This is a genomic window from Phytobacter ursingii (assembly GCF_001022135.1).
GTDB classification, from domain to species: domain Bacteria; phylum Pseudomonadota; class Gammaproteobacteria; order Enterobacterales; family Enterobacteriaceae; genus Phytobacter; species Phytobacter ursingii.
Genome location: NZ_CP011602.1, coordinates 4,545,319 through 4,565,829 on the forward strand (window position 1 = coordinate 4,545,319; position 20,511 = coordinate 4,565,829).

At 50.8% G+C, this 20,511-nt stretch carries 15 protein-coding genes, 1 tRNA gene and 3 rRNA genes; 6 read left to right on the top strand and 13 right to left on the bottom strand.

Annotated elements, in window-relative coordinates; genetic code table 11:
• The first annotated feature begins 531 nt into the window (after positions 1-531).
• The gene (yihA, locus tag AB182_RS24990) at positions 532-1,164 is read left to right on the top strand and encodes a ribosome biogenesis GTP-binding protein YihA/YsxC (RefSeq protein WP_047372428.1); all 633 of its coding nucleotides are present in this window, start codon (positions 532-534) and stop codon (positions 1,162-1,164) included.
• A 214-nt stretch (positions 1,165-1,378) separates the two neighbouring features.
• Here yihA and AB182_RS33485 read toward each other — a convergent pair whose 3' ends face one another.
• Together AB182_RS33485 and polA are read right to left on the bottom strand one after the other, a co-directional pair.
• Positions 1,379-1,426: a spot 42 RNA, inhibition of DNA synthesis gene (locus AB182_RS33485; RefSeq protein WP_071892919.1), complete on the bottom strand. Its 48-nt coding sequence runs from the start codon at positions 1,424-1,426 to the stop codon at positions 1,379-1,381.
• Positions 1,427-1,591: 165 nt separating this feature from the next.
• Positions 1,592-4,378: a DNA polymerase I gene (gene polA, locus AB182_RS24995; protein WP_047372429.1), complete on the bottom strand. Its 2,787-nt coding sequence runs from the start codon at positions 4,376-4,378 to the stop codon at positions 1,592-1,594.
• Between the two features lie 424 nt (positions 4,379-4,802).
• Here polA and AB182_RS25000 point away from each other — a divergent pair, with 424 nt between their 5' ends.
• Positions 4,803-5,711, top strand: a complete 909-nt coding sequence (locus tag AB182_RS25000; protein ID WP_047373436.1) for an acyltransferase — start codon at positions 4,803-4,805, stop codon at positions 5,709-5,711.
• A 15-nt stretch (positions 5,712-5,726) separates the two neighbouring features.
• Here AB182_RS25000 and dsbA read toward each other — a convergent pair whose 3' ends face one another.
• From dsbA to AB182_RS25015, 3 genes are all read right to left on the bottom strand, one after another.
• Entirely contained in the window at positions 5,727-6,350 is a 624-nt protein-coding gene (dsbA, locus tag AB182_RS25005) for a thiol:disulfide interchange protein DsbA (protein WP_047372430.1), read from the bottom strand.
• 29 nt (positions 6,351-6,379) lie between these two features.
• Positions 6,380-7,366: a serine/threonine protein kinase gene (locus tag AB182_RS25010; RefSeq protein WP_047372431.1), complete on the bottom strand. Its 987-nt coding sequence runs from the start codon at positions 7,364-7,366 to the stop codon at positions 6,380-6,382.
• Positions 7,367-7,442: 76 nt separating this feature from the next.
• Positions 7,443-7,712, bottom strand: coding sequence for a YihD family protein (locus AB182_RS25015; protein ID WP_047372432.1), 270 nt, complete (start codon positions 7,710-7,712; stop codon positions 7,443-7,445).
• Between the two features lie 126 nt (positions 7,713-7,838).
• Here AB182_RS25015 and mobA point away from each other — a divergent pair, with 126 nt between their 5' ends.
• Both mobA and mobB read left to right on the top strand, forming a co-directional pair.
• Positions 7,839-8,366, top strand: a complete 528-nt coding sequence (mobA, locus tag AB182_RS25020) for a molybdenum cofactor guanylyltransferase MobA (RefSeq protein ID WP_047373437.1) — start codon at positions 7,839-7,841, stop codon at positions 8,364-8,366.
• Entirely contained in the window at positions 8,363-8,866 is a 504-nt protein-coding gene (gene mobB / locus AB182_RS25025) for a molybdopterin-guanine dinucleotide biosynthesis protein MobB (RefSeq protein WP_120785426.1), read from the top strand. Before mobA ends, mobB begins: the two co-directional genes overlap by 4 nt.
• A gap of 100 nt (positions 8,867-8,966) precedes the next feature.
• Here mobB and rrf read toward each other — a convergent pair.
• From rrf to AB182_RS25045, 4 genes are all read right to left on the bottom strand, one after another.
• A 5S ribosomal RNA gene (gene rrf, locus AB182_RS25030) occupies positions 8,967-9,082 on the bottom strand.
• Between the two features lie 97 nt (positions 9,083-9,179).
• Positions 9,180-12,081: ribosomal RNA gene (locus AB182_RS25035) — 23S ribosomal RNA — on the bottom strand.
• A 219-nt stretch (positions 12,082-12,300) separates the two neighbouring features.
• Positions 12,301-12,376 (bottom strand) — tRNA-Glu (locus AB182_RS25040).
• 85 nt (positions 12,377-12,461) lie between these two features.
• Positions 12,462-14,003 (bottom strand): 16S ribosomal RNA (locus AB182_RS25045).
• Together the 16S, 23S and 5S rRNA genes with 1 tRNA gene alongside form the textbook arrangement of a ribosomal RNA operon.
• A 482-nt stretch (positions 14,004-14,485) precedes the next feature.
• On the opposite strand from AB182_RS25045, the gene AB182_RS25050 reads away from it, so the two are divergent.
• Both AB182_RS25050 and mdtD read left to right on the top strand, forming a co-directional pair.
• Positions 14,486-15,190, top strand: a complete 705-nt coding sequence (locus AB182_RS25050) for a FadR/GntR family transcriptional regulator (RefSeq protein ID WP_047372434.1) — start codon at positions 14,486-14,488, stop codon at positions 15,188-15,190.
• Positions 15,191-15,201: 11 nt separating this feature from the next.
• On the top strand, positions 15,202-16,593 hold the full coding sequence (gene mdtD, locus AB182_RS25055) for a multidrug transporter subunit MdtD (RefSeq protein ID WP_047372435.1): 1,392 nt from the start codon (positions 15,202-15,204) through the stop codon (positions 16,591-16,593).
• 2 nt (positions 16,594-16,595) lie between these two features.
• Here the strand turns inward: mdtD and rbsR are convergent, their stop codons facing one another.
• From rbsR to rbsC, 4 genes are all read right to left on the bottom strand, one after another.
• Entirely contained in the window at positions 16,596-17,588 is a 993-nt protein-coding gene (gene rbsR / locus AB182_RS25060; RefSeq protein ID WP_103281038.1) for a ribose operon transcriptional repressor RbsR, read from the bottom strand.
• A 3-nt stretch (positions 17,589-17,591) separates the two neighbouring features.
• Positions 17,592-18,521: a ribokinase gene (gene rbsK / locus AB182_RS25065; protein WP_047373438.1), complete on the bottom strand. Its 930-nt coding sequence runs from the start codon at positions 18,519-18,521 to the stop codon at positions 17,592-17,594.
• A gap of 104 nt (positions 18,522-18,625) precedes the next feature.
• Positions 18,626-19,516: a ribose ABC transporter substrate-binding protein RbsB gene (rbsB, locus tag AB182_RS25070; RefSeq protein WP_047372437.1), complete on the bottom strand. Its 891-nt coding sequence runs from the start codon at positions 19,514-19,516 to the stop codon at positions 18,626-18,628.
• 26 nt (positions 19,517-19,542) lie between these two features.
• Positions 19,543-20,508, bottom strand: coding sequence for a ribose ABC transporter permease (rbsC, locus tag AB182_RS25075; protein WP_047372438.1), 966 nt, complete (start codon positions 20,506-20,508; stop codon positions 19,543-19,545).
• Positions 20,509-20,511: the final 3 nt, after the last annotated feature.

The window sequence follows — 20,511 nt, forward strand, 5'->3', positions numbered from 1 at the left end:
CGGAATCTAGCAGAAAGCAAGCAAAGAAAAAAGGCGACAGAGTAATCTGTCGCCTTTTTTTCTGACCCTCAACCCTCAATGGGTACTACGTTCCCTGTTTGCTTACAACACACCCTGTTTTTCCCTTAGCACGTCACGTTCCATGTTATGGTCCATTATTCCTTTTAAGACTGCCATCCTGGCAGTTTCCTGGTCTTCGCCTCCTGGCGCTCCTGACCCCTCAATCCGTAAGTCTTCATCCCTCAGGCTTCCTCGCCTTTGTAAATACTTTACCTGCTTAATTGAAACGCACAAGCAACAAAGCGCCCCAAAAATACAAATTCAGAAAATTCTCCAATAACAAAACCTTTTTTTTCATTGATTTACATTTTTATGATCCTGCAACTTCTCTGAAAATTCGCATAAGCTTTATGGCAAATATCCTACAGATAAAAAGGATATTTTCTGGCGGATCACCGTTAACGAGAAAAACAGTCTTTTACGTGGGTTCAGGTATAATCCCCCCATGCCGAGATTACGGAGACGACCAATTTGACTAACTGGAACTACCAACAGACGCATTTTGTCACCAGTGCGCCTGATATTCGCCACTTACCCGCCGATACCGGTATCGAAGTGGCTTTTGCTGGCCGCTCCAACGCCGGGAAATCCAGCGCGCTTAATACCCTGACAAATCAGAAAAGCCTGGCTCGCACATCCAAAACGCCCGGACGTACGCAGCTGATTAACCTCTTCGAAGTGGCCGAAGGCAAACGCCTGGTGGACTTACCGGGTTACGGTTACGCCGAAGTGCCAGAAGAGATGAAGCGCAAATGGCAGCGCGCGCTCGGTGAATACCTGGAAAAACGTCAGTGTCTGCAAGGTCTGGTAATACTGATGGATATTCGCCATCCCCTGAAAGATCTTGATCAGCAAATGATCGAGTGGGCAGTGGAGAGCAATATTCAGGTGCTGGTACTGCTGACAAAGGCTGATAAGCTGGCCAGCGGCGCACGTAAGGCGCAGCTTAATATGGTGCGCGAAGCAGTGATTGCGTTTAATGGTGATGTACAGGTTGAAGCATTTTCATCATTGAAAAAACAGGGTGTGGATAAACTTCGCCAGAAGCTCGACAGCTGGTTCAACGACCTTCCACCGGTTGTCGAAGAAGACGCAGAAGCCTGATCCCTTCCTGATATAGCGCGGCATTCGCCCGCGCTTTTTTCGCTACTACTCTAAATAATTCGAGTTGCAGGAAGGCGGCGACGCAGCGAATCCTCAGGAGCTTACTCCAGTAAGTGACTGGGGTGAGCGAGGAAAGCCAACGCACATGCAGCTTGAAGTATGACGAGTACAATAAAAAACGCCCCAGTCATTTCTGACTGGGGCGGCTAAATATTCAGCCAAATCCGATTACGTGAAGTAAAAGGTCTGAAAGATAGAACATCTTACCTCTGTACCCTACGTCTTTAACTCTACTCCCTTTTTGGTCACGGACAAAGCATTTTTTGTAGTTTATTTTCAATCTTTACATAGGGAATATGAATGATCGTCACAAAATGTACTGGTTATGTTGCTTACTTACATAAAAAGAAGCTTATGTGACCAGTACTTAGTGCGCTTGATCCCAGTTTTGCCCGCTACCGACTTCCACCAGCAGCGGCACATCCAGTTTGGTACTGCTTTCCATCAGCTCGTGGATCTTTTGCGATACCGCATCCACATCATCTTTATGCACTTCGAACACCAGTTCATCGTGTACCTGCATGATCATTTTCACGCGCGGTTTCTCCGTTTGCAGCCACGCATCAACCGCAATCATTGCGCGTTTGATAATGTCTGCTGCCGTACCCTGCATCGGCGCGTTGATAGCCGCACGTTCCGCACCGGCACGACGCGCCGCGTTGCTGGATTTGATGTCCGGAAGATAGAGACGACGCCCTTCCAGGGTTTCGACATAGCCTTTTTCTTTCGCCTGGGCGCGGGTATTCTCCATATATTCCAGGACGCCCGGGTAGCGCTCGAAATAGAGGTCCATGTACTTCTGCGACTCTTTACGCGGAATGTTGAGCTGGCGAGAGAGGCCAAACGCGCTCATGCCATAAATCAAACCGAAATTAATGGCTTTCGCGCTGCGCCGCTGCTCGTTCGACACCCTTTCCAGCGGTAAGCCAAACACTTCGGCTGCCGTTGCCCGATGGATATCCTTCCCTTCGGCAAAGGCAGAGAGCAGACCTTTATCCCGTGACAGATGCGCCATAATACGCAATTCAATTTGCGAGTAGTCAGCGGAAACAATGACGTAGTCTTTTGGAGCGATAAACGCCTGACGAATACGTCGGCCTTCCTCATTACGCACCGGAATGTTTTGTAAGTTCGGATCGGTGGAAGACAAACGCCCGGTCGCCGTGACCGCCTGGTGATAGGACGTGTGTACGCGTCCGGTCTTTGGATTAATCATCAGCGGCAGCTTATCGGTGTAAGTCGACTTCAGTTTCGCCAGGCCACGGTGCTCAAGAATGACTTTCGGCAGTGGGTAATCCAGGGCCAGCTCTTCCAGCACTTCCTCCGACGTTGACGGTGCGCCGCCAGGCGTCTTCTTAAGCGGTTTGATGCCCTGTTTCTCAAAGAGAATTGTCTGCAGTTGTTTGGTCGAGGAAAGGTTAAAAGGTTCACCTGCGATTTCATGGGCCTTTTTCTCTAACTCCGCCAGACGCAGGGTAATTTCCTCAGAATGTTTGTGCAGTACCGCAGGATCGATATTAACGCCGTTACGCTCTACGCGTGAAAGCACCGGCACCAGCGGTATCTCAATGTTCTGGAAGATATTTAACGGACCTGCATTCTTTTGCAGTTCCGGCCACATCTTAAGGTGCAGTTGCAGCGTAACGTCCGCATCTTCTGCGGCATAGCGCCCTGCCTGCTCAAGATCGATCTGGTTAAACGTCAGCTGGTTTTTGCCTTTACCCGCAATTTCTTCAAATGTAATGGTTTTATGCTTTAACCAGCGATCAGACAAGCTGTCCATATCGTGACGGCCAGCGACACTATCCAGCGTGTAGGATTCCAGCATGGTGTCAAAGGCAATACCGCGCAGCTCAATACCGTAATTCTGCAAAATGCCACGGTCATATTTGAGGTTCTGGCCAACTTTCAGGGCCTTCTCATCTTCAAGCAGGTCTTTCAGTAATTCTAGTGCCCGATCACGCGAAATCTGCGCTGGCGCATCCAGGTAGTCATGCGCTACCGGGACATAAGCGGCTACGCCAGGTTCGATCGCAAACGAAAGTCCCACCAGATTAGCGCTGATGTTATCCAGGCTGTCCGTTTCGGTATCGAAAGCAAACACCGCCGCTTTTTTGAGTTTCGCAATCCACTCGTTTAACACGTCCTCATCAAGGATAGTGACGTAGTTATCAAATGACAGTATGGCTGCAGGCACGTCGGCCTCAGCTTCAACGACAACCGTTTCTTGCGGCTTAGCGGCCGGTTTTGCGCCTTTTGCCTGGAGCCATTTACCGCCCTCCAGATCCGTAATCCAGCGCTTAAATTCATACTTTTTAAACAGGTCGAGTAGCGCATCCGCAGCGGGTTGTTGAACTTCCAGTTGTTCACAGGTCAACTCCAGCTCAACATCGGTTTTAATGGTCGCCAGCTGGTAAGAGAGGTAAGCCACCTCTTTATTCTGCTCCAGCTTCGCCGCCATATTTTTGGCGCCACGGAATGAGAGTTCGGCAATCTTTTCCGGTTCGGCGTACAGCGTATCCAGGCCACCAAGCCCTTGTAACAACGCCTGAGCGGTTTTTTCGCCCACACCAGGAACACCGGGGATGTTGTCCGAAGAGTCGCCCATTAAGGCGAGGAAATCGATGATCAACTCCGGCGGCACGCCGTATTTAGTGACGACCTCTTCTGGCCCCAGGACAGTATTGGTCATGGTGTTGATAAGCGTAATTCCTGGCGTCACTAACTGAGCCATGTCTTTATCGCCTGTACTGATCAAGACCGGACGCCCTGCTTTTTCGGCTTCACGCGCCAGAGTGCCTATCACATCGTCAGCCTCTACGCCCGAAACAGCCAGTAGCGGTAACCCCATCGCTTTAACCATTTCATGCAGCGGCTCGATCTGCGCGCGCAGATCGTCCGGCATTGGCGGACGGTGGGATTTATAGTGCTCAAACAGTTCGTCACGGAACGTTTTGCCCTTCGCATCAAACACCACTGCGGCATGTGTCGGCTGATACTGCAGGATCAAACTCCGCAGCATATTCAGGACGCCATACATAGCGCCAGTAGGATCGCCTGCACTGTTGGTCAACGGGGGAAACGCATGGTATGCGCGATAGAGATAAGAGGAACCGTCAACAAGGATAAGTGGGTTTTCTGGGATCTGAACCATAATGTCCGTGCCTGTTTATTAATTTATGGCTAAAGGATGCCACAGACGGGCGAAAACATCAGTTTTTCACCGCATTTGCCGAAAAAGATTTCACGATCTGGACGATCAAATACCCCATCATCCTGTGGATAAGTTTGTGCATTATTTCTCAAGGACTGGATTATTGTGCATTTTTCTCGATCGCAGAAAAGTAAGTTTCCTTTATTTTCAAACAATTAAAAAAAGATAAGTGATCATTATTGCTTTTTGGTGACTATTTGCTCCATGTGGATATAAGAAAATGTAATTTGATTTAGCACAACGTATAACGACCGCACGCTAAGACTAACCTTTACCCCATCATGCCAGGTGTTTTCTGGTAAGATCAGCACCTTGCATGCTCTGTGATGCCCATGCTTTGATTAACCTTTTGAATAATATAATTATGTCGAGACTGCTCGTTGTGTGCACTCTGGTATTGAGTGTCATACTCACCATCCTGGTGACTATCTTCTGCTCTGTACCGATCATTATCGCCGGTATCATTAAGCTATTACTGCCGATTCCGGTACTGTGGCGCGCTATCTCTGCATTTTGTAATTTAATGATGTATTGCTGGTGTGAAGGGCTGGCCTGGCTGCTGCAGCTTAACCCTCATCTCCAGTGGGATATTCAAGGCCTTGAGGGACTCAATAAAAAGAACTGGTACTTGCTAATCTGTAACCACCACAGTTGGGCTGATATCGTGGTGCTGTGCGTGCTTTTCCGCAAACATATCCCGATGAATAAATACTTTCTTAAGCAACAATTGGCCTGGGTCCCTTTTATTGGCCTGGCTTGCTGGGCGCTGGATATGCCGTTTATGCGCCGCTATTCGCGGGGTTATCTGATACGTCATCCTGAGCGTCGCGGTAAAGATGTAGAGACCACGCGCCGTTCTTGCGAGAAGTTTCGTCTCCATCCGACAACCATTGTGAATTTCGTTGAGGGTTCACGCTTCACCGATGAAAAACGTATCGAGACACGGTCGGCATTCAATAACCTGCTTCCCCCTAAAGCAGCAGGGATAGCGATGGCCCTGGGCGTACTGGGAAAGCAATTCGATAAATTGCTTGATGTAACGCTCTGCTATCCTGAAAACGACAAAAAACCCTTTTTCGATATGTTAAGCGGGAAGTTAACGCGCATTGTCGTTCGCGTAAATTTATTGCCCGTTAACGATGACCTGCATGGCGACTACGTTAATGATAAGAACTTTAAGCGCGGTTTTCAGCAATGGCTAAATGCGCTATGGAGCGAGAAAGATCAGCAAATTGACGCCATCAAACGTGAATATAACAACGCCGGTCGATGACCGGCGTTAACGTTATTACTTCTTCTCAACAAGATATCGAACAGTGTCAGCATATTGCTGTACGAAAATATCCATGCTGCTGGTATCCATACCTTGCATATTCAGCTGATATTTGCCGTTAACATACATGGCCGGAACACCCTGTAACTGCAGGTCAGCAGCTGCTTTCTCTTGTTGGGCAACCAGTGATTTAACGACAAAGCTGTTCCACGCTGCATCGTACTCCTCACCTTTGACGCCGGCTTTGATGAAGACATCGCGGATATCAGCAACAGACTGAACGGTTTGCGTTTTCTGTACAGCCTCAAACATCGGTGCAGTGATTTTATCTTCTACGCCCAGAGCCATTGCGACAGCCCATGCCTGAGTCATCTCTTTACCCAACGGGCCAAGGAACTCAACATGGTATTTCGTCATTTTAGTGCCTTCCGGCAGCTTCTGTTTTACAGCATCCGCAACATGCCATACATGTTCAAAGTCGTAACAGTGCGGGCAATAGAATGAGAAAAATTCCAAAACTTGTGGTTCACCAGCAACGGGTTTGTCGAGCGTGGTGTACTGTTTACCATCGGTAAATTGTGCTGCCGAAGCACTAAAAGCCAGAATCATTCCTGCCAGCGCCAGCCAAATTTTCTTCATGATTAAATCTCTCCAGGATGTGTCACACATTAATAAATCGGCATTAATTGTAGAGGCGGTTCTTGCAATGCCTTTACCTGCCCAAGAAAAGTCGTTGTCTGATCGCGCCAGTAATCTTCCCCGGTTAACCACGGGAAATTTTTGGGGAAAGCGGGGTCATCCCAGCGACGGATAATCCACGCCAGGTAGTAAACCAGGCGCATAGCACGAAGCGGTTCAATAAGGCTCAGTTCTGCCGTATCAAATTCGCAGAATTCTTCATAGGCTTCGATAATCATCTCAAGCTGCATGCGCTGCTCGGCTTTATCGCCATGCAACAACATCCAGAGATCCTGGATCGCAGGGCCATTGCGGGCGTCATCCAGATCCACAAACAACGGACCATCGCGCCAGAGAATATTCCCGGCATGACAATCTCCGTGTAAGCGCAGATTGGTGAAGCGATTATGCCACTGCCCCATGACGGCTTCGATAAGTTGATCGGCGGCACGCAGGAAACTGTCTTTCAACGAGGCTGGGATAAGCACAGAATCTTCAAAAACCTGGCGAGGCTCAAGTAGATACTCCTTCACCCCTATATCCGGACGATGTGCGAACAACGCCTTACGGCCTGTTTGATGCAGGCGCCCAAGATAGCGGCCAACCCATTCCATTTGATCCAGGTTATCCGCTTCGAACTGGCGTCCACCTACACTTGGGAAGACCGCATAATAAAACCCTTGATGGGTCAGCAAGGTTTGGTTGTCGAAAGCGAGCGGCGCGGCAACAGGAACGTCATCGCTCAGGAGATCCTGCGCAAATTGATGTTCTTCCTGGATTTGCTCTGCGGACCAGCGTTCAGGACGGTAGAACTTCACCACGTAACGGCGACGGTCTTCGTCCTGAAACTGGTAAACACGGTTCTCATAGCTGTTTAGAGGTGTAAGACCGGAGTCGACCCGGATTCCCCGCTCAAACAGCGCATCCATGATGGTGTCAGGATGGAGAGTCTGGAAAGTAAAAGCGTTATGGTTCATCCCATTATCCGCAAATAAAGCCGAATGATTGAGGATATCATTTCACTGCGCTTTCGGTGGCTTCCCTTACAAGCTTTTACTCTTTAATTACGCCACGGGCGCGGAGCAAAGCAGTTTTAAAATCTTCCTCATAATCTTTCTTAATACCCGGAATAACCGCATCTTTATCTGAGTCACGCATTTTCAGGTGATAAATCAGAATGTCGTCGCTTAAATCGGTAAGCTCGCCTTCATAACCTGATTCATTCGCCAGTTTCTGCAAAAATTGTATCAGGTTTAATTCAGGTTCTTTCTGCCACGCAGGCTGGAGGAGTTCAATAAGTTCATTCAGACGTTTACATTTCATAGTGGTGCTCCTTACTCTTGGTACAGACACGTTATCAGGGTCAAATCCACAATAAAAGAGGCGATAAGGTTGATTAAAAAGGACGTGGTAACGGGTGTGATACTCGCAGGCGGTAAAGCCTCCAGAATGGGAGGTCAGGACAAAGGATTACTGTCGCTAAAAGGTAAGCCACTGTGGGAATACGTCGCGCACGCGATGGCACCCCAGGTTGAGCATATTGTGATTAGTGCAAACCGTAATATGGAATGCTACCGGGCAAGCGGTTTACTCGTCATCGAAGATCAATTAGCTGATTTTCCGGGGCCACTGGCAGGTATGCTGTCTGTTATGCAACAGTGCGAGAGTGAGTGGTTTCTGTTTTCTCCTTGCGATACACCTTATATTCCGGACGATTTGGTCGAGAGATTGAGTGCAGAATGTCAGAACACCAATCCGGTGTGGGTACATGATGGCGAACGAGATCATCCAACCATAGTCCTGGTGAACCGAGCCAATGCACCACTACTGCAAGATTACCTGAGCCGGGGAGAACGTCGGGTCATGTTGTTTATGCGGGAAGTCGGTGGGCATTCCGTCGATTTTAGCGATAAAAAGGAAAGCTTTGTGAACGTGAATACACCGGAAGATCTGGCGCACTGGCAGGAGAAAGCATGATACCCGCACTGGCTATTGCCGCATGGAGTGGTACCGGAAAGACGACGCTACTTAAAAAGCTGATTCCTGCATTATGCGAACACGGGATCCGCCCGGGTCTAATCAAGCACACTCATCATAATATGGATATTGATAAGCCCGGGAAGGACAGTTATGAATTACGTAAAGCCGGTGCAGCGCAAACTATCGTAGCCAGTTCGCAACGCTGGGCCTTGATGACAGAAACGCCGGATGAGCCCGAGCTGAATTTAGCGTATTTGATGAGCAGAATGGATGCTTCCAGGCTGGATATGGTACTTGTTGAGGGCTTTAAGCACGAAGTCGTCGCTAAGATCTTACTGTTTCGTCAGGACTGTGGACACAGCGAAGAAGAACTTACTATCGATAAACATGTCATCGCAATCGCCAGCGATGTTCCGCTGACCGTGGATGTCCCGCTTTTAGATATCAATGATATACCGCAAATCACGGCATTTATTATGCGCTGGTTAGGGCGATAAGGGAGATTGCAAACTTCCAAAAGCAAAGGGCTGGGCGATGAATGAAAACACAGAAACGCAAAAAGGCCATCCTTTCGGATGACCTTTTCACTGGTTTGATGCCTGGCAGTTCCCTACTCTCACATGGGGAGACCCCACACTACCATCGGCGCTACGGCGTTTCACTTCTGAGTTCGGCATGGGGTCAGGTGGGACCACCGCGCTAAAGCCGCCAGGCAAATTCTGTCTATCAGACCGCGCTTTGCGTTCTGATGTAATCTGTAATCACGCTGAAAATCTTCTCTCAAATCCGCCAAAACATCTTCGGCGTTGTAAGGTTAAGCCTCACGGTTCATTAGTACCGGTTAGCTCAACGCATCGCTGCGCTTACACACCCGGCCTATCAACGTCGTCGTCTTCAACGTTCCTTTAGTGTCCTTAAAGGACAAGGGAAGACTCATCTCGGGGCAAGTTTCGTGCTTAGATGCTTTCAGCACTTATCTCTTCCGCATGTAGCTACCGGGCAATGCCATTGGCATGACAACCCGAACACCAGTGATGCGTCCACTCCGGTCCTCTCGTACTAGGAGCAGCCCCCCTCAATCTTCCAGCGCCCACGGCAGATAGGGACCGAACTGTCTCACGACGTTCTAAACCCAGCTCGCGTACCACTTTAAATGGCGAACAGCCATACCCTTGGGACCTACTTCAGCCCCAGGATGTGATGAGCCGACATCGAGGTGCCAAACACCGCCGTCGATATGAACTCTTGGGCGGTATCAGCCTGTTATCCCCGGAGTACCTTTTATCCGTTGAGCGATGGCCCTTCCATTCAGAACCACCGGATCACTATGACCTGCTTTCGCACCTGCTCGCGCCGTCACGCTCGCAGTCAAGCTGGCTTATGCCATTGCACTAACCTCCTGATGTCCGACCAGGATTAGCCAACCTTCGTGCTCCTCCGTTACTCTTTGGGAGGAGACCGCCCCAGTCAAACTACCCACCAGACACTGTCCGCAACCCGGATTACGGGTCCACGTTAGAACATCAAACATTAAAGGGTGGTATTTCAAGGTTGGCTCCATGCAGACTGGCGTCCACACTTCAAAGCCTCCCACCTATCCTACACATCAAGGCTCAATGTTCAGTGTCAAGCTATAGTAAAGGTTCACGGGGTCTTTCCGTCTTGCCGCGGGTACACTGCATCTTCACAGCGAGTTCAATTTCACTGAGTCTCGGGTGGAGACAGCCTGGCCATCATTACGCCATTCGTGCAGGTCGGAACTTACCCGACAAGGAATTTCGCTACCTTAGGACCGTTATAGTTACGGCCGCCGTTTACCGGGGCTTCGATCAAGAGCTTCTCCTTACGGATAACCCCATCAATTAACCTTCCGGCACCGGGCAGGCGTCACACCGTATACGTCCACTTTCGTGTTTGCACAGTGCTGTGTTTTTAATAAACAGTTGCAGCCAGCTGGTATCTTCGACTGATTTCAGCTCCGTCCGCAGGGACTTCACCTACATATCAGCGTGCCTTCTCCCGAAGTTACGGCACCATTTTGCCTAGTTCCTTCACCCGAGTTCTCTCAAGCGCCTTGGTATTCTCTACCTGACCACCTGTGTCGGTTTGGGGTACGATTTGATGTTACCTGATGCTTAGAGGCTTTTCCTGGAAGCAGGGCATTTGTTACTTCATCACCGTAGTGACTCGTCATCACACCTCAGCCTTGATTATCCGGATTTGCCTGGATAATCAGCCTACATGCTTAAACCGGGACAACCGTCGCCCGGCTAACATAGCCTTCTCCGTCCCCCCTTCGCAGTAACACCAAGTACAGGAATATTAACCTGTTTCCCATCGACTACGCCTTTCGGCCTCGCCTTAGGGGTCGACTCACCCTGCCCCGATTAACGTTGGACAGGAACCCTTGGTCTTCCGGCGAGCGGGCTTTTCACCCGCTTTATCGTTACTTATGTCAGCATTCGCACTTCTGATACCTCCAGCATGCCTCACAGCACACCTTCGCAGGCTTACAGAACGCTCCCCTACCCAACAACACATAGTGTCGCTGCCGCAGCTTCGGTGCATGGTTTAGCCCCGTTACATCTTCCGCGCAGGCCGACTCGACCAGTGAGCTATTACGCTTTCTTTAAATGATGGCTGCTTCTAAGCCAACATCCTGGCTGTCTGTGCCTTCCCACATCGTTTCCCACTTAACCATGACTTTGGGACCTTAGCTGGCGGTCTGGGTTGTTTCCCTCTTCACGACGGACGTTAGCACCCGCCGTGTGTCTCCCGTGATAACATTCTCCGGTATTCGTAGTTTGCATCGGGTTGGTAAGCCGGGATGGCCCCCTAGCCGAAACAGTGCTCTACCCCCGGAGATGAATTCACGAGGCGCTACCTAAATAGCTTTCGGGGAGAACCAGCTATCTCCCGGTTTGATTGGCCTTTCACCCCCAGCCACAAGTCATCCGCTAATTTTTCAACATTAGTCGGTTCGGTCCTCCAGTTAGTGTTACCCAACCTTCAACCTGCCCATGGCTAGATCACCGGGTTTCGGGTCTATACCCTGCAACTTAACGCCCAGTTAAGACTCGGTTTCCCTTCGGCTCCCCTATTCGGTTAACCTTGCTACAGAATATAAGTCGCTGACCCATTATACAAAAGGTACGCAGTCACACCACGAAGGTGCTCCCACTGCTTGTACGTACACGGTTTCAGGTTCTTTTTCACTCCCCTCGCCGGGGTTCTTTTCGCCTTTCCCTCACGGTACTGGTTCACTATCGGTCAGTCAGGAGTATTTAGCCTTGGAGGATGGTCCCCCCATATTCAGACAGGATACCACGTGTCCCGCCCTACTCATCGAGCTCACAGCCTGTGTGCTTTCGTGTACGGGGCTGTCACCCTGTATCGCGCGACTTTCCAGACGCTTCCACTAACACACAAGCTGATTCAGGCTCTGGGCTGCTCCCCGTTCGCTCGCCGCTACTGGGGGAATCTCGGTTGATTTCTTTTCCTCGGGGTACTTAGATGTTTCAGTTCCCCCGGTTCGCCTCATTAACCTATGGATTCAGTTAATGATAGTGTGTCGAAACACACTGGGTTTCCCCATTCGGACATCGCCGGGTCAAAGGTTCATATCACCTCGCCGGCGCTTTTCGCAGATTAGCACGTCCTTCATCGCCTCTGACTGCCAGGGCATCCACCGTGTACGCTTAGTCGCTTAACCTCACAACCCGAAGATGTTTCTTTCGATTCATTCTCGCGCTGTAAAAATTTGAGAGACTCGAACACACCGTCATCTGTTCTTATTACGGAGAACAGACACTGTGTGTCGTTTCAATTTTCAGCTTGATCCAGATTTTTAAAGAGCAAATATCTCAAACATGACTCGTGAGTCAGTTTTGAGATAGTAGGGCAGGCGACTTTCACTCACACAACCAGCAAGTGGCGTCCCCTAGGGGATTCGAACCCCTGTTACCGCCGTGAAAGGGCGGTGTCCTGGGCCTCTAGACGAAGGGGACACTGAAGTCTGCTTCGCAAGACGCCTTGCTATTCACTTTTCATCAGACAATCTGTGTGAGCACTGCAAAGGCAGGTTCTTTAAGGTAAGGAGGTGATCCAACCGCAGGTTCCCCTACGGTTACCTTGTTACGACTTCACCCCAGTCATGAATCACAAAGTGGTAAGCGCCCTCCCGAAGGTTAAGCTACCTACTTCTTTTGCAACCCACTCCCATGGTGTGACGGGCGGTGTGTACAAGGCCCGGGAACGTATTCACCGTGGCATTCTGATCCACGATTACTAGCGATTCCGACTTCATGGAGTCGAGTTGCAGACTCCAATCCGGACTACGACGCACTTTATGAGGTCCGCTTGCTCTCGCGAGGTCGCTTCTCTTTGTATGCGCCATTGTAGCACGTGTGTAGCCCTGGTCGTAAGGGCCATGATGACTTGACGTCATCCCCACCTTCCTCCAGTTTATCACTGGCAGTCTCCTTTGAGTTCCCGGCCGGACCGCTGGCAACAAAGGATAAGGGTTGCGCTCGTTGCGGGACTTAACCCAACATTTCACAACACGAGCTGACGACAGCCATGCAGCACCTGTCTCACGGTTCCCGAAGGCACTAAGGCATCTCTGCCGAATTCCGTGGATGTCAAGACCAGGTAAGGTTCTTCGCGTTGCATCGAATTAAACCACATGCTCCACCGCTTGTGCGGGCCCCCGTCAATTCATTTGAGTTTTAACCTTGCGGCCGTACTCCCCAGGCGGTCGACTTAACGCGTTAGCTCCGGAAGCCACGCCTCAAGGGCACAACCTCCAAGTCGACATCGTTTACGGCGTGGACTACCAGGGTATCTAATCCTGTTTGCTCCCCACGCTTTCGCACCTGAGCGTCAGTCTTTGTCCAGGGGGCCGCCTTCGCCACCGGTATTCCTCCAGATCTCTACGCATTTCACCGCTACACCTGGAATTCTACCCCCCTCTACAAGACTCAAGCCTGCCAGTTTCGAATGCAGTTCCCAGGTTGAGCCCGGGGATTTCACATCCGACTTGACAGACCGCCTGCGTGCGCTTTACGCCCAGTAATTCCGATTAACGCTTGCACCCTCCGTATTACCGCGGCTGCTGGCACGGAGTTAGCCGGTGCTTCTTCTGCGGGTAACGTCAATCAACACGGTTATTAACCGTATCGCCTTCCTCCCCGCTGAAAGTGCTTTACAACCCGAAGGCCTTCTTCACACACGCGGCATGGCTGCATCAGGCTTGCGCCCATTGTGCAATATTCCCCACTGCTGCCTCCCGTAGGAGTCTGGACCGTGTCTCAGTTCCAGTGTGGCTGGTCATCCTCTCAGACCAGCTAGGGATCGTCGCCTAGGTGAGCCATTACCCCACCTACTAGCTAATCCCATCTGGGCACATCCGATGGCAAGAGGCCCGAAGGTCCCCCTCTTTGGTCTTGCGACGTTATGCGGTATTAGCTACCGTTTCCAGTAGTTATCCCCCTCCATCGGGCAGTTTCCCAGACATTACTCACCCGTCCGCCACTCGTCACCCGAGGAGCAAGCTCCTCTGTGCTACCGTTCGACTTGCATGTGTTAGGCCTGCCGCCAGCGTTCAATCTGAGCCATGATCAAACTCTTCAATTTAAAAGTTTGATGCTCTTAGAATTAAACTTCGTAATGAATTACGTGTTCACTCCAGAGACTTGGTATTCATTTATCGTCCGGGGACGTTAAGAATCCATGTCACTTTGAGTGCCCACACAGATTGTCTGATAAATTGTTAAAGAGCAGTGCAACGCGGCTTTCGCTCACCGTTGCGAGGTGGCGTATATTACGCTTTCCTCTTTCAGAGTCAAGCGTTTATTTTCGCTTTTCTCTGTCGGGACTCTCAGGAGAACCCCGCTGACCCGGCGGCTTGTTTGCCGTTGTTCCGTGTCAGTGGAGGCGCATTATAGGGAGTTCTTGTGAAGTGACAAGCATAAATTTAAAAAAAGTTTTTAACCGTCTCTTTTTTCAACAAGACGCGGCAAAAAGCACCGTAAAAGGCCTGTTTTGCTGTTTTTGCCACCACAGGAATAGCCCCGGTGGCATACTAAAGAGTGAATAAGAACAAAAGGAAGCAATAAATGTCTTTGAACGCACAACAGCTTGCCGCGCAAAAAAATCTCTCATGGGTGCTGGCGGAAAAACTGGCACAGCAAATCCTGAGAGGTGATTATGCCCCGGGCAGCATTTTGCCTGGTGAGATGGAGTTGGGTGAACAGTTCGGCGTAAGTCGTACGGCGGTCAGGGAGGCGGTAAAGACATTAACGGCGAAAGGTATGGTACTTCCTCGTCCGAGAATCGGTACCCGGGTAATGCCCAGGGAAAACTGGAATTTCCTTGATAAAGAATTACTGGTCTGGTGGATGAGTGAGGATAATTTTCACGAAGTCATTCAGCACTTCCTTATTATGCGTAGCAGTCTCGAACCACAGGCGTGCCAGTTGGCGGCACAATCAGGAAGTGCGGAACAAAAAGCGCATCTCAATACATTAATGGAAGAGATGGTGTATCTGAAAAAGCACTTTAACCGTGAGCGCTGGATTGAAGTTGATATGGCCTGGCACGAACACATCTATACGATGAGTGCTAATCCTTTTCTCATCTCTTTCGCTACGCTGTTTCATTCTATATACCATACCTACTTCACTTCCATCACTCAGGACCAGGCTATAAAGCTCGATCTTCATCAGGCTATTGTTGACGCGATTCAGGAAAGCGATGGGGAAAATGCCTTTCAGGCTTGCCAGGCTCTGTTGAAGACGCCAAATGCGCCCACGGCAAAATAACAGGACAAAGAATGACTGAAAAGAAAGCTCGCAGTATGGCCGGATTGCCGTGGATTGCGGCCATGGCCTTCTTTATGCAGGCGCTGGACGCCACTATCCTGAACACCGCACTACCCGCTATCGCACAGAGCCTTGATCGTTCTCCTCTTGCTATGCAGTCCGCCATTATCAGTTATACCCTGACGGTCGCCATGTTGATTCCGGCAAGCGGCTGGCTGGCGGATCGGTTTGGTACCCGGCGGGTCTTCATGTTGGCCGTCACCCTTTTTACGCTGGGTTCACTGGCGTGCGCGCTCTCGACGTCGCTCGGGGCGCTGGTGTGCTTTCGCGTGATTCAGGGGATCGGTGGCGCAATGATGATGCCGGTTGCACGTCTGGCACTGCTACGCGCCTATCCACGCAGTGAGCTTCTGCCGGTACTTAATTTTGTCACCATGCCTGGTCTGGTTGGCCCCATCCTCGGCCCGGTATTGGGTGGCGTACTGGTGACCTGGGCAAGCTGGCATTGGATCTTCCTTATTAATATTCCGATTGGCATAGCCGGGATCTTCTATGCACGTAAATATATGCCGAACTTCACCACACCGCGTAAGGGCTTCGATACCAGCGGCTTTTTCCTCTTTGGCCTGAGCCTGGTCCTGTTTTCCAGTGGCATGGAGTTGTTTGGCGAGAAAATTGTCGCAAGCTGGCTGGCATCTGCCGTTATTCTGAGCGGTGTGCTGTTATTTCTTCTTTATATTCGCCACGCGCGCCGTCATCCTACCCCGCTCATCTCGCTTAATCTATTTAAGACGCGCACTTTCTCTGTCGGTATTGTTGGCAATATTGCTTCACGACTGGGGACAGGCTGTGTGCCCTTTTTGATGCCGCTGATGCTACAGGTTGGGTTTGGCTATCCTGCACTGATTGCCGGATGCATGATGGCGCCAACGGCAATGGGTTCAATTCTGGCAAAATCACTGGTCACCCAAGTATTACGCCGTCTGGGTTACAGAAAAACACTGGTTGGTATTACCCTGTTTATCGGTTTGATGATTGCGCAATTTTCTCTGCAATCACCGTCAATGGAAGTGTGGTTGCTGATCTTACCGCTATTCATTCTGGGGATGGCCATGTCCACGCAATTCACCGCCATGAACACCATTACGCTTGCCGACCTGACTGACGAAAACGCCAGTAGCGGGAATAGTGTTCTGGCCGTAACGCAACAGCTCTCCATCAGCCTTGGTGTCGCCGTCAGTGCGGCAGTGTTGCGATTTTATGAAGGGTTCGACAGCGCGAATACCGTGGAACAGTTTCACTATACTTTTGTAACAATGGGAGCAATTACCCTGGTATCTGCCCTGACATTTATGCTCTTAAAGCCGAAAGATGGGCGTAACCTGATAAAAGAAAAGCATTAATACTACGCTGAACCGCGCTCCATCAACACTGGCGTAAGCTGTAGCCGCTGTTGCTGTTGCGTAGGGTCAGAAATACGGTGAATCAGCACATCGATCGCCAGCTCACCCAGTTCATCTTTCGGCTGATGAATAGTGGTGAGCGGCGGCGTCATATACTGCGCCAGTTCAATGTCGTCATAACCAACAATGGCAATATCCTGCGGCACACGTAGTCCGGCCTGATACAGCGCCAGGTAAGCCCCCACAGCCATCGCATCGTTACAAATAAATACCGCCTGCGGGCGTACTTCCAGCGCCAGCAGCATCTGCATCGCTTCAAAGCCGCCGCTAAATTCGAAGTTGCCGATAATTTCGTTACCGTCAAGGATAGTCAGACCCGCGCGGGCCATCGCATCACGATACCCTTCGAGGCGCAGGCGAGCCGGGGTTTTATCCAGCGGGCCAGCAATACAAGCAATATGCGTATGACCTTTATTGATCAGATACTGCGTCGCCATATCGCCGCCGAGCAGAGAATTATCCTGAATAAGGTCACTGTCTCCATCAAAAGGAGCCCAGTCCATCATCACAGTGGGAACCGAAGGATAACGCTGCAGAATTTCCCGTGAAGGTTGATGGGTTTCAGTACATAAAAGCAGCAAACCATCGACACGCTTTTGCATCAGCGTTTCCAGATTACTGTTCATGCGCTGCTCATCCCCTTCGGTGTTGCATAACACCAGGCTATAACCACGTTCGAAGCAGCTACGTTCCACTCCACGCACCAGCTCGGAGTAGAAAGGGTTGGTACTGGCGGTAATCAGCATCCCGATAGTGCGGGTCTGATTGATTTTCAGACTGCGCGCCAGCGCAGACGGCGCATAGTTGAGCGCCTTGATCGCGGACTCCACCTTTTCGCGAATAGCATCACTGACAAAGCGATCTTTATTGATGACATGCGAAACGGTCGACGTCGATACGCCCGCCATCCGGGCCACATCCTTCATCGTAGCCAATCATCACCCCTGCTTAGCCAGGAAATCGTCAATTTCTTTGCGCCACGGAACAGACGGTTGCGCGCCTTTGCGGGTGACAGCAATGGCCGCCGCCGCATGAGCAAAACGAATAGCCTCATCCAGCGCGAGGTTTTCCAGCAATGCGGTCATCAAAGCGCCATTAAACGTATCACCGGCTGCAATAGTATCAATGGCTTTCACTTTAAAGCCCGGCACGCGACGACCGTCGCCTTTCACGCTCGCCCAGACGCCACGGCTTCCCAGCGTAATGATGACCGTATCAATACCTTTAGCATGTAGTGCCTGGGCCGCGCGCGCCGCATCCTCATCGCTGGCAACATTAATACCCGTCAGTTTTTCGGCTTCGGTTTCATTAGGTGTGATGATATCCACCAGCGCCAGCAGTTCATCAGAAAGCTCACGCGCCGGGGCGGGGTTGAGCGCCACAATAGTCTGGTTTTCATGGGCAATACGCGCTGCTGCCAGTACGCTTTCTACCGGAGATTCCAGCTGCATCAACAGGGCGGACGCCTGAGCAATACGCTCACGCTGTGCATCAACAAGTGCCGGAGAGAGCGCCGCATTCGCCCCCGCATGAATACCGATGACATTCTCACCTTCGCCATTAACAAAAATCAGTGCCACGCCGGTCGACTCATTAGCGATCACGCTAACGGGCGCCACATCGATATTGTCGCTAATCAGTTGCTGGCGGACACGTTCACCGGTGTCGTCATCACCCGTACAGGCAATAAAGGCAATATCCGCACCGCTGCGTCCGGCAGCCACCGCCTGGTTTGCGCCTTTACCGCCAAATGCAATCTGATATTGCGTGCCGGTAACGGTCTCTCCGGGGGTTGGAAACGAGTCAAGGTTAAGAATGTGATCGGCATTAATACTACCGAGAACAACAAGTTTGCCTGTGGTTTTCATGATGAGCTTGTCCATTAAAATGCGCCACCCGCCAGCGGGTGGCGCGAGCTCTGCTTTTCTTGATGCTTTTTTCAGGCTATCCCGGTGAGATAGCCTGACGATTTTTATTGTTTGATAACCAGTTTCAGGTCTACCGGGATCTTCGCGTGGACTTTTTCACCTTTCAGCACCTCTGCTGCGGTATCTACGCCTTTCGCGCCAATCATTTCCGGAAGCTGAGCAATCGTCGCCGCCATTTTGCCGTCATTCACGGCTTTTACGCCATCAGGGGTACCGTCAAACCCAACAACCATCACATCGGTTTTACCGGCAGTTTGCAGCGCGCGCATCGCGCCCAGCGCCATTTCGTCGTTCTGTGCAAATACCGCCTGGACATCCGGATGCGCCGTCAGCAGGTTCTGCATTACGTTCAAGCCTTTTGTACGATCAAAGTCAGCCGGCTGGCTCGCCAGGACATTAAATTTGTGGGCTGCAACAGCTTGCTGGAAGCCTTCACCACGCTCACGGGCGGCAGAAGTACCGGCAATACCCTGCAGTTCGATAACCTTCGCACCTTCACCTGCTTTCTTGGCAATGTAGTCGCCAGCAATTTTACCGCCCAGCACGTTATCAGAAGCGATATGGCTTACCACTTCGCCTTTTGCAGCAGCGCGGTCAAGGGTGATAACCGGAATGTTTGCCTGATTCGCCATCTTCACGGCATTACCTACAGCGTCGGAATCAGTCGGGTTGATGAGCAGCAGTTTGGTACCGCGTACCGTTAAATCCTGCACATTAGCCAGCTCTTTTGCCGGGTTATTTTGAGAATCCAGCACAACCAGATCGTAACCCAGTTTGTCCGCTTCTTTCTGGGCGCCATCTTTTAGGCTGACGAAGAATGGGTTGTTGAGTGTGGAAATAACCAATGCAATCGTGTCTTTCGCCATCGCGTTCGCGCTTACGGTGGCGCTCAGTGCAACAGCAGAAACCAGAGTGGCCAGTTTTTTCATGTTCATATCATGATGTCCTGTAGTGTAGGTAATTACTGTTTTTTGTTGTCTACCAGCACCGCCAGCAGAATCACCACTGCTTTAACGATCATCTGGTAATAGGAGGAAACGCTTAACAAATTCAATCCATTATTCAGGAAGCCGAGAATTAATGCGCCGATCAATGTCCCAACGATACGCCCTTTACCGCCTGCCAGACTGGTACCGCCCAACACCACCGCGGCAATAGCATCCAGCTCATAGCCAGTACCTGCCGTCGGTTGCCCTGAGGAGAGGCGTGCAACTTCAATAATGCCCGCCAGCGATGCCAAAAGCCCACACAAAGAGTAGACAATCACTTTGACTTTATCGACGCTGATACCCGACAAGCGTGTTGCTGCTTCATTTCCCCCAAGTGCATAGATATAGCGGCCCAGGCGGGTGTGATGCAGTAAATACCAGGTGGCGATAAAGACAATCACCATGATCCATACCGGCGTCGGGATCCCCAGCGGACGACCAATACCGAACCAGCCAAAGACATCTGCATTGTCCGTAAAACCGGTATTGATTGGACTCCCGTTGGTGTAAACCAGCGTCACACCGCGCAGTAACAGCATCATGACCAGGGTTGCGATAAACGCCTGTACTCGCCCTTTCGCCACGATAGTCCCGGTTACCGCGCCAATCGCTGCACCCAGCGCCAGAGCGGCGGCGACAGCCACCAGCGCATTCACTTCCATACCGACGAGCGACGCGGCAACCGCACCGGTCAACGCCAGCAGAGAACCGACGGACAGATCGATCCCGGAAGTTAAAATGACCAGCGTCATGCCAACCGCCATAATGGCGTTAACCGAGGTCTGCTGCAGGATATTCAGCATGTTATTGACGGTAAAAAAGTTCGGACTCATGGTCGACACAATGGCAATCAACACCAGCAAAGCGATCAGCGATTTTTGTTCCATCAACCACGCTTTGGTGAAATAGCGGCGACCAGAAACAGCCTGGGTAGTCATCTT

Excerpts from the sequence above, each read along its gene's own strand:
- rbsC (WP_047372438.1), bottom strand. The coding sequence starts at position 20,508 with ATGACTACCCAGGCTGTTTCTGGTCGCCGCTATTTCACCAAAGCGTGG.
- mobB (WP_120785426.1), top strand. The coding sequence starts at position 8,363 with ATGATACCCGCACTGGCTATTGCCGCATGGAGTGGTACCGGAAAGACG.
- polA (WP_047372429.1), bottom strand. The coding sequence starts at position 4,378 with ATGGTTCAGATCCCAGAAAACCCACTTATCCTTGTTGACGGTTCCTCT.
- mdtD (WP_047372435.1), top strand. The coding sequence starts at position 15,202 with ATGACTGAAAAGAAAGCTCGCAGTATGGCCGGATTGCCGTGGATTGCG.
- AB182_RS25015 (WP_047372432.1), bottom strand. The coding sequence starts at position 7,712 with ATGAAATGTAAACGTCTGAATGAACTTATTGAACTCCTCCAGCCTGCG.
- rbsK (WP_047373438.1), bottom strand. The coding sequence starts at position 18,521 with ATGAAAACCACAGGCAAACTTGTTGTTCTCGGTAGTATTAATGCCGAT.
- dsbA (WP_047372430.1), bottom strand. The coding sequence starts at position 6,350 with ATGAAGAAAATTTGGCTGGCGCTGGCAGGAATGATTCTGGCTTTTAGT.
- AB182_RS25010 (WP_047372431.1), bottom strand. The coding sequence starts at position 7,366 with ATGAACCATAACGCTTTTACTTTCCAGACTCTCCATCCTGACACCATC.
- AB182_RS25000 (WP_047373436.1), top strand. The coding sequence starts at position 4,803 with ATGTCGAGACTGCTCGTTGTGTGCACTCTGGTATTGAGTGTCATACTC.
- rbsB (WP_047372437.1), bottom strand. The coding sequence starts at position 19,516 with ATGAACATGAAAAAACTGGCCACTCTGGTTTCTGCTGTTGCACTGAGC.
- mobA (WP_047373437.1), top strand. The coding sequence starts at position 7,839 with ATGGGAGGTCAGGACAAAGGATTACTGTCGCTAAAAGGTAAGCCACTG.
- AB182_RS25050 (WP_047372434.1), top strand. The coding sequence starts at position 14,486 with ATGTCTTTGAACGCACAACAGCTTGCCGCGCAAAAAAATCTCTCATGG.